Source organism: Dehalococcoidia bacterium (assembly GCA_028711995.1).
Lineage (GTDB): Bacteria > Chloroflexota > Dehalococcoidia > SZUA-161 > SpSt-899 > JAQTRE01.
In genome coordinates this window covers 1-5815 of record JAQTRE010000167.1, presented here as the reverse complement: position 1 = coordinate 5815, position 5815 = coordinate 1, and the positions used below count along the sequence as shown (strand labels likewise).

Below are 5815 nucleotides of genomic sequence, written 5' to 3'. Positions count from 1 at the left end.
ATGTTGGCGCTTGTTTTGGCGCTAAATTCGACCCGCCAGCCGATTCACTCAGACTTTAAACTTCGCAGCATAATATCAGGGTGACTCAATCAGAATTCCGATACCGGCTTTTTGCAGGGACGCCAGAAATGGATCAACGATTAGAGTAGGCTTATTCGTTGTGCATGAGGATATCTATCAGGGTCATATTGTGGAGCAGCAAAGTGGGAAAACACATGAGATCAAAAGTTCCCTCAGGGGAAGAAAGGAGCGAGCTGTAATACAATGATTTCCACCGCGATGCAACATTAGTGAGAGTTGTCTCATCTGGGGGAACCTCGGCAAGGGTAGGTTCAAAGTTAAGTAGCGCAGTCGGTTGCACCAAGAAAAAAGGGGGTAACGATGATGGCAAAGATATTGTTGGGCATCTGGGGTGTTGTTGAAAGCAGGGCCAAGTGGTGGTTACTGCTCGGAGTCATTTTGCTGGTCGCTCTCGGACTGGGAGCCAGGTATGTGGGTGTTTCCAACCAGTATAAAGACTATATGCCCACGAACACCCAGGTTTACAAGGACATCTATAAACTGGATAAGAACTTCAGCAACGACCAGCTTGTCATTCTGATTGAGGCCAAGAGCGGAAACACTCAGGCTGGCATGAATGAGATATTAAGCAATAAAAATATGGCCGCCATGCGGGCGTTCGAAACACACTTCTATGAAGTGGATGCAAATGGCAACTATGTAGTAGATGCGAAAAATCAAGCGATACCGATCAAGGACGTGCAGTTCGTTATCACACCGGCCTTCACGGTTGACCTGTTGAGAGGTAATGCCGATCCCACTGCCAAAGACGACGAGTCGTTGGTAATGGTGGCGGGCGTGGAGACGATTAAAAATGCTACATGGCTGCTCGATGCCAATACAGGAGATCTGTCCCGGCAGGGAAAAGGCGTTTTCTTCGATAAGGGCAATGCTCGTATAGCACTCGGACTCAGAGGGGGCCTGACCAACTCCGAGAAGGGTGATTTCATTGAGATATGTGAGGATATTCTGGAGAAAAATGGCGGCGGATTCGATAATAATGTTCACGTATCGGTGACCGGATCCCCCTTCGTGCTGTACACTGAGGAAACTGAGGTTCCTCAGGAGATCAGCAAGATTATGATCATCGCTATTGCTCTCATGTTGGTCATCACGGCGCTGCTGTTCAGGGTTCGAGGGTTCTTCCCTTGGCGGTGGTTGTCGCTCGGGCTGGTTCTAATCGGCGTGGTCTATAGCATGGGCGTCTTCGGGTGGATGAGTTGGGATATTTCGATAGTCTCTATGGCGGTGTTTCCCATCCTGCTCGGGCTGGGTGTGGACTATTCCATTCAGTTCCACAACCGCTATGATGAGGAACAGCGCAAAGGGTTATCGGCGTCCCAGAGCGTAAAGAATACTCTGGAACATATCGGACCTCCGCTGCTGATTGCGATGCTGGCGGCCTGTGGCGGTTTTGCCGCAGTGCTCTTCGCCAAGACTCCTATGGTCAATCTCTTCGGCAGGCAGTTGATCGTGGGTGTCGCTTGCTGTCTGTTCGTAGCGATGACGCTCTTACTCCCTATCCTCTATCTGAGGGATCGAAGGAACGATGCCACCAACAAGCCCGAAGTGGTAACCGGAGTTTCGCGAATCGATAAGGTGGCATCGTGGCTGGCTCACAATTCGGTCAAATTTATTATCCCTCTCATGATCATCGCCATAGGGTTTTCCGCTTACGGCTGGGTTAAAGAGTCCAGCCTGAAGGGCAACGTCGGATATAAGAATTATATCTCTCAGGACAATCAGGCGATGAAGGACCTCAACAAAATAACAGAGCTCGCCGGAGGGCTGAGCCCGCTGGATATAGTACTGACAGCCCCGGAGGGCAAAACTGTCCTGGAGCCCGATGTCCTGAACTGGATGGCCGTTACGTCGAAAGACTGGCTGGCGGCCACGAATCCACAAGCGGCTCCCGGGCACTATTCGGGCACCTACGCCAACGTAGCAACCTTCTTTCAGGGGGCTTTCAATATGATACCCCCCAATCCAGCGGTGGCTGAGAACCTGCTGGGTCTGATGCCCGCCAGGTTCTCCATGAATTATGTCTCGCCGGATCGCACCGAGGCTCACCTCTCGTTCTCCAGCATTTCGGCCGAAGTCGAGGCTAAGCGAGTCTTCACCAAGGACATCGAAGCCTACTTCGTCAACAACCCCCAATATCCAATGCCCGAGGGATACACGATGGTCATTACGGGCAACGGTCTGCTCAATCCCAGACTGGCACAGGACCTAGAGGACAGCCGCGGCAAGCTGATGTATATCGGGATAGGCTTCATCTGTGCCATGCTGCTCCTTTTCTTCAGGTTCAAAGTCTTGCGAGTTATCGTAGCTGTCCTGCCGATTGCCCTGATCCTCGGCTGGTCCTCAGCAGCGATGTATGCTAAGGGTCTGACGGTGACCACACTTGGGGCTCTATTGCCGGCGCAGCTCATGGGCATCGGCGTGGAGTTCACCATCCTGCTGCTGATGCGTTACTATGAGGAGCGAGATAAGGGTGGACTTCCCATGGATTGCATGACTACCGCCATCAGCCGAATCGGGCGCGCCATCTTCGTTTCCGGATTGATGGTGATGATCGGCTTCGGGACGTTGTGGTTCGCGTTCATGTTCCCGTTCCTGAGCCAGTTCGGCTGGATCACCTTTATCGATATGGCCCTGGTTCTGTTCAGCACGCTTGTTCTGCTGCCGGGGATGGTGGTCACCTTTGATAACTGGGCTGAGAAACGCAAGAAGGTCGCCGTACCAGCTAAGAAATAGAGTTGGTTAGGCGTAATTGCTGACGAGCCGGCCCGAAAGTGTCACATGGATAGTCTCGGGCCGGTAGAGTTGGCATGAAGTCTGGTTTCTTTACCGGGGGCTGTCTCATCCATGCAGAGAGGCAGTCCCCGGTGTGTTAAACTTTCATAAAAACGGAGCTGTTCCAACTCCCACATAGATTGGATTGGGGAACCTCTGATTGAGTGTGACAGGTTCCTTTCTCCTGGCCCTATCTTGGGGCAGGAGGTTGATTTGGACTTAATTAGAGATTTTCCAGGTAACCAGTGAAGGTTCACCTCCATTAGGTCGGGCAAAGAAAATTAATGGTATTGGTGGAAGACGTGAATCATTTTAAAGCTATTGCCGAGATACCACGTTAGAGGAGGTTAGAAAATGCCTAAGAAAGGCTTCACTGAAGGGGTGCATTCGGACAAAGAAGAGTTGAAGTGTGTGGATGTTCCCATCCCGGTAGTCCACCAGACGGACGTCTTAATTATTGGTGCGGGGATGGCTGGCATGACGGCTGCCATCGAGGCATCGGATCGGGGGGCTGAAGTCATCCTCGTGGATAAAGGACCCTTCGCCCGAAGTGGGGCCTCGGGAATAAACTGGGGGCACTGGTTTATTACGGAACTGGAGAACCCCCCCTTTCCCAAGACTCCCGATGGCATTTTCGGGTGGTTGATGGTATGGAACGAGGGCATCGGCAATCAGAAGCTGATGAGGAGCCTGGCCGAGCGCATCTTCGAGGAGAAGCGAGCCCTGTGGACCGAGAACACCGGATCGCTCTGTATGAGGAAAGCCCCGGATCAGGTGGAGTTTGTCCCCAACACATCGGCTGTTTATAATGCGCTCTATCCCTGGATGATTGGAGAAGAAGTCAAGCGACGCGGCATTCCGGTATTCGAGCGAAACATGGTCACCAGCCTGCTCTCCCACAGTGGGGTGGTTGTTGGGGCCACGTCAGTGGATATCAAAACCGGGGGATTTAACGTCTTTCGCGCAAAGTCGGTGATCGTCGCCACTGGCCCATTGGGGTGGTTGTATGGCTGGTACGGGGTCAGCGCACTCACGCCGTGTCAGCCGGAATGCACCGGCGATGGCCATGCCCTGCTCTATCGCGCCGAGGCGGAACTCCAGAATATGGAATTCGGCCATGGTGAGATGTATGGGCTTACCCCTCCCACGCTCGCCGGGTCCCTTGGTGGTGCAATGGCCACCGCTTCGAGCCCGGACATTGCGGACAGCGTTTGCAACAAGGATGGCGAGTTCTTCCTGAAGCAGGACTCGAATCTGAGTGATTTCAAGAAAGTCACTTTTACCTACGGCTCCCTTTATAAAGCCGTAAATGAGCAAATCAAAAGCGGCAAGGGCGGTCCCAATGGAGGCGTATTTTTCAACGCCAAAACGGGTTGGGAGAAGAATGCCTGGAGACCCTGTTTGGTGCGGGCAAAGGAATACCTGGGGTGGGACGCATGTGCCGAGCCCGTCGAGGTCATGCCGTCCCTTTATACGTATGGGAATAGCTCCCTGATACAGGCAAACATCAATGAGAACAACGAAACCAACGTTCCTGGGCTCTATGCCACCGGTATGGCTGGCATGGCCTTTGATGGGAGTACCTGGGGAATGCGGGCTGGAAGGGAGGCGGCCAAAAGAGCCGCGGGAATCGAGCAAGAGGAGATCGATCCACAGCAACCCATTCGAGAGCGCGATCGAGTTTACGGTATTTTGGAAAGGAATCCCCGGAACCCGCTGAGACCGCATGTCATCCGGCACCGGGTGCAAAAGCTGGCTACTGAGTATATCGCCCTTGATCGCAATGACAAAGGACTCAGAAAATGCATCGCTGAAATCGAACGTATTCGGAAGGAGGACTATCCCCGGATGTGGGTAGCCTCGAAGAAACATACCTGGAACCGTGAGTTTTTGGAGGCGCTGGAGACCGAATTCATGATCGATGTTCAGGAGATGATCGCCCGGTCCGCCCTGATGCGCACCGAAAGCCGGTCGACGCACTACCGATCGGATTACCCCGATAGAGATGACCAGAACTGGCTGGCCAATGTTTATATCAAGCGGGTTAATGGGAAGATGAAGGCCGAGAAGAGGCCAGTGGTGGCCACCGAGATTTCGCCTGAGAAAATAAGGGGGATGCTGCCATGACTCAAGAAAAAGTCTTTGCCAAGGTATTCCGATACGACCCGGCCACCGACGGCAAGCCCTATTACAAGATATATGAGCTGCCCTGGAAGCCGTATCTATCCGTATTGGAAGTGCTGGTCAAAATCTATGAAGATTACGAGGACATCGTCTTTGACTACGGATGTCGGGCGGTATGGTGTGGGCGATGCGGGATGATGGTCAATGGCAAGCCGGTGTTGGCCTGCATGACTCCCGTTAAACCGGGGGAGATTACCATCGAGCCCCTCAAAGGCTTCCCTGTCATCCGGGACATGATCGTGGATCGCAGCAAGGTCAAAGCGAAGTTGCACAGCATCATGCCGTATCTGCTTCGACAACAGCCGATGGAAGAGATGCCGGTTGTCCCCATGGCGACCTACGAGAAAATGTGCGGCATTTACCGGTGCACCGAGTGCCTGCTGTGTTACACGGTGTGTCCGGCGCTAAAAGACGATATGAAACTTGCCAGATTTGCCGGGCCGGCTGCCATGTTAAGGATCGGGATGCGGTACTATGACCCGCGAGATGAGGGGGATCGGGTGGCGCAGGCTGTCAAAGAAGGGCTTGAGCACTGCACCATGTGCGGCAAGTGCCATAAGGTCTGCTATATGGGAATGGAATCTGCCAGGGGCTTGCCGAGTATTCAGGGCCCTCCCGGACTGTTCTACATCGATCACCTGGCTGTTCTGGGGGATTTGCGAGAGGCGGCTGAGGAGAGGGGGCTACTCCTGCCAAAGAAATCCAGGAAAGGGGCAAAAAAACCGAAGAGAGGGGAGAGTGTGGCATGAGTTCCGATCGGGGGATAGACTAACGG

General features: G+C 53.3%; 3 protein-coding genes. All 3 read left to right on the top strand.

Annotation, left to right across the window (positions count from 1 at the left end):
* Positions 1-381 precede the first annotated feature (381 nt).
* Complete coding sequence (locus PHV74_14630; GenBank protein ID MDD5095592.1) at positions 382-2817, top strand: MMPL family transporter; 2436 nt, start codon at positions 382-384, stop codon at positions 2815-2817.
* Between the two features lie 393 nt (positions 2818-3210).
* The gene (locus tag PHV74_14625; protein ID MDD5095591.1) at positions 3211-4983 is read left to right on the top strand and encodes an FAD-binding protein; all 1773 of its coding nucleotides are present in this window, start codon (positions 3211-3213) and stop codon (positions 4981-4983) included.
* Positions 4980-5789: a 2Fe-2S iron-sulfur cluster-binding protein gene (locus tag PHV74_14620; protein MDD5095590.1), complete on the top strand. Its 810-nt coding sequence runs from the start codon at positions 4980-4982 to the stop codon at positions 5787-5789. Before PHV74_14625 ends, PHV74_14620 begins: the two co-directional genes overlap by 4 nt.
* Positions 5790-5815 lie beyond the last annotated feature (26 nt).

What these genes read in the sequence shown, in the direction of transcription:
- PHV74_14630 (MDD5095592.1), top strand. Translation starts at nt 382, where the DNA reads ATGATGGCAAAGATATTGTTGGGCATCTGGGGTGTTGTTGAAAGCAGG.
- PHV74_14625 (MDD5095591.1), top strand. Translation starts at nt 3,211, where the DNA reads ATGCCTAAGAAAGGCTTCACTGAAGGGGTGCATTCGGACAAAGAAGAG.
- PHV74_14620 (MDD5095590.1), top strand. Translation starts at nt 4,980, where the DNA reads ATGACTCAAGAAAAAGTCTTTGCCAAGGTATTCCGATACGACCCGGCC.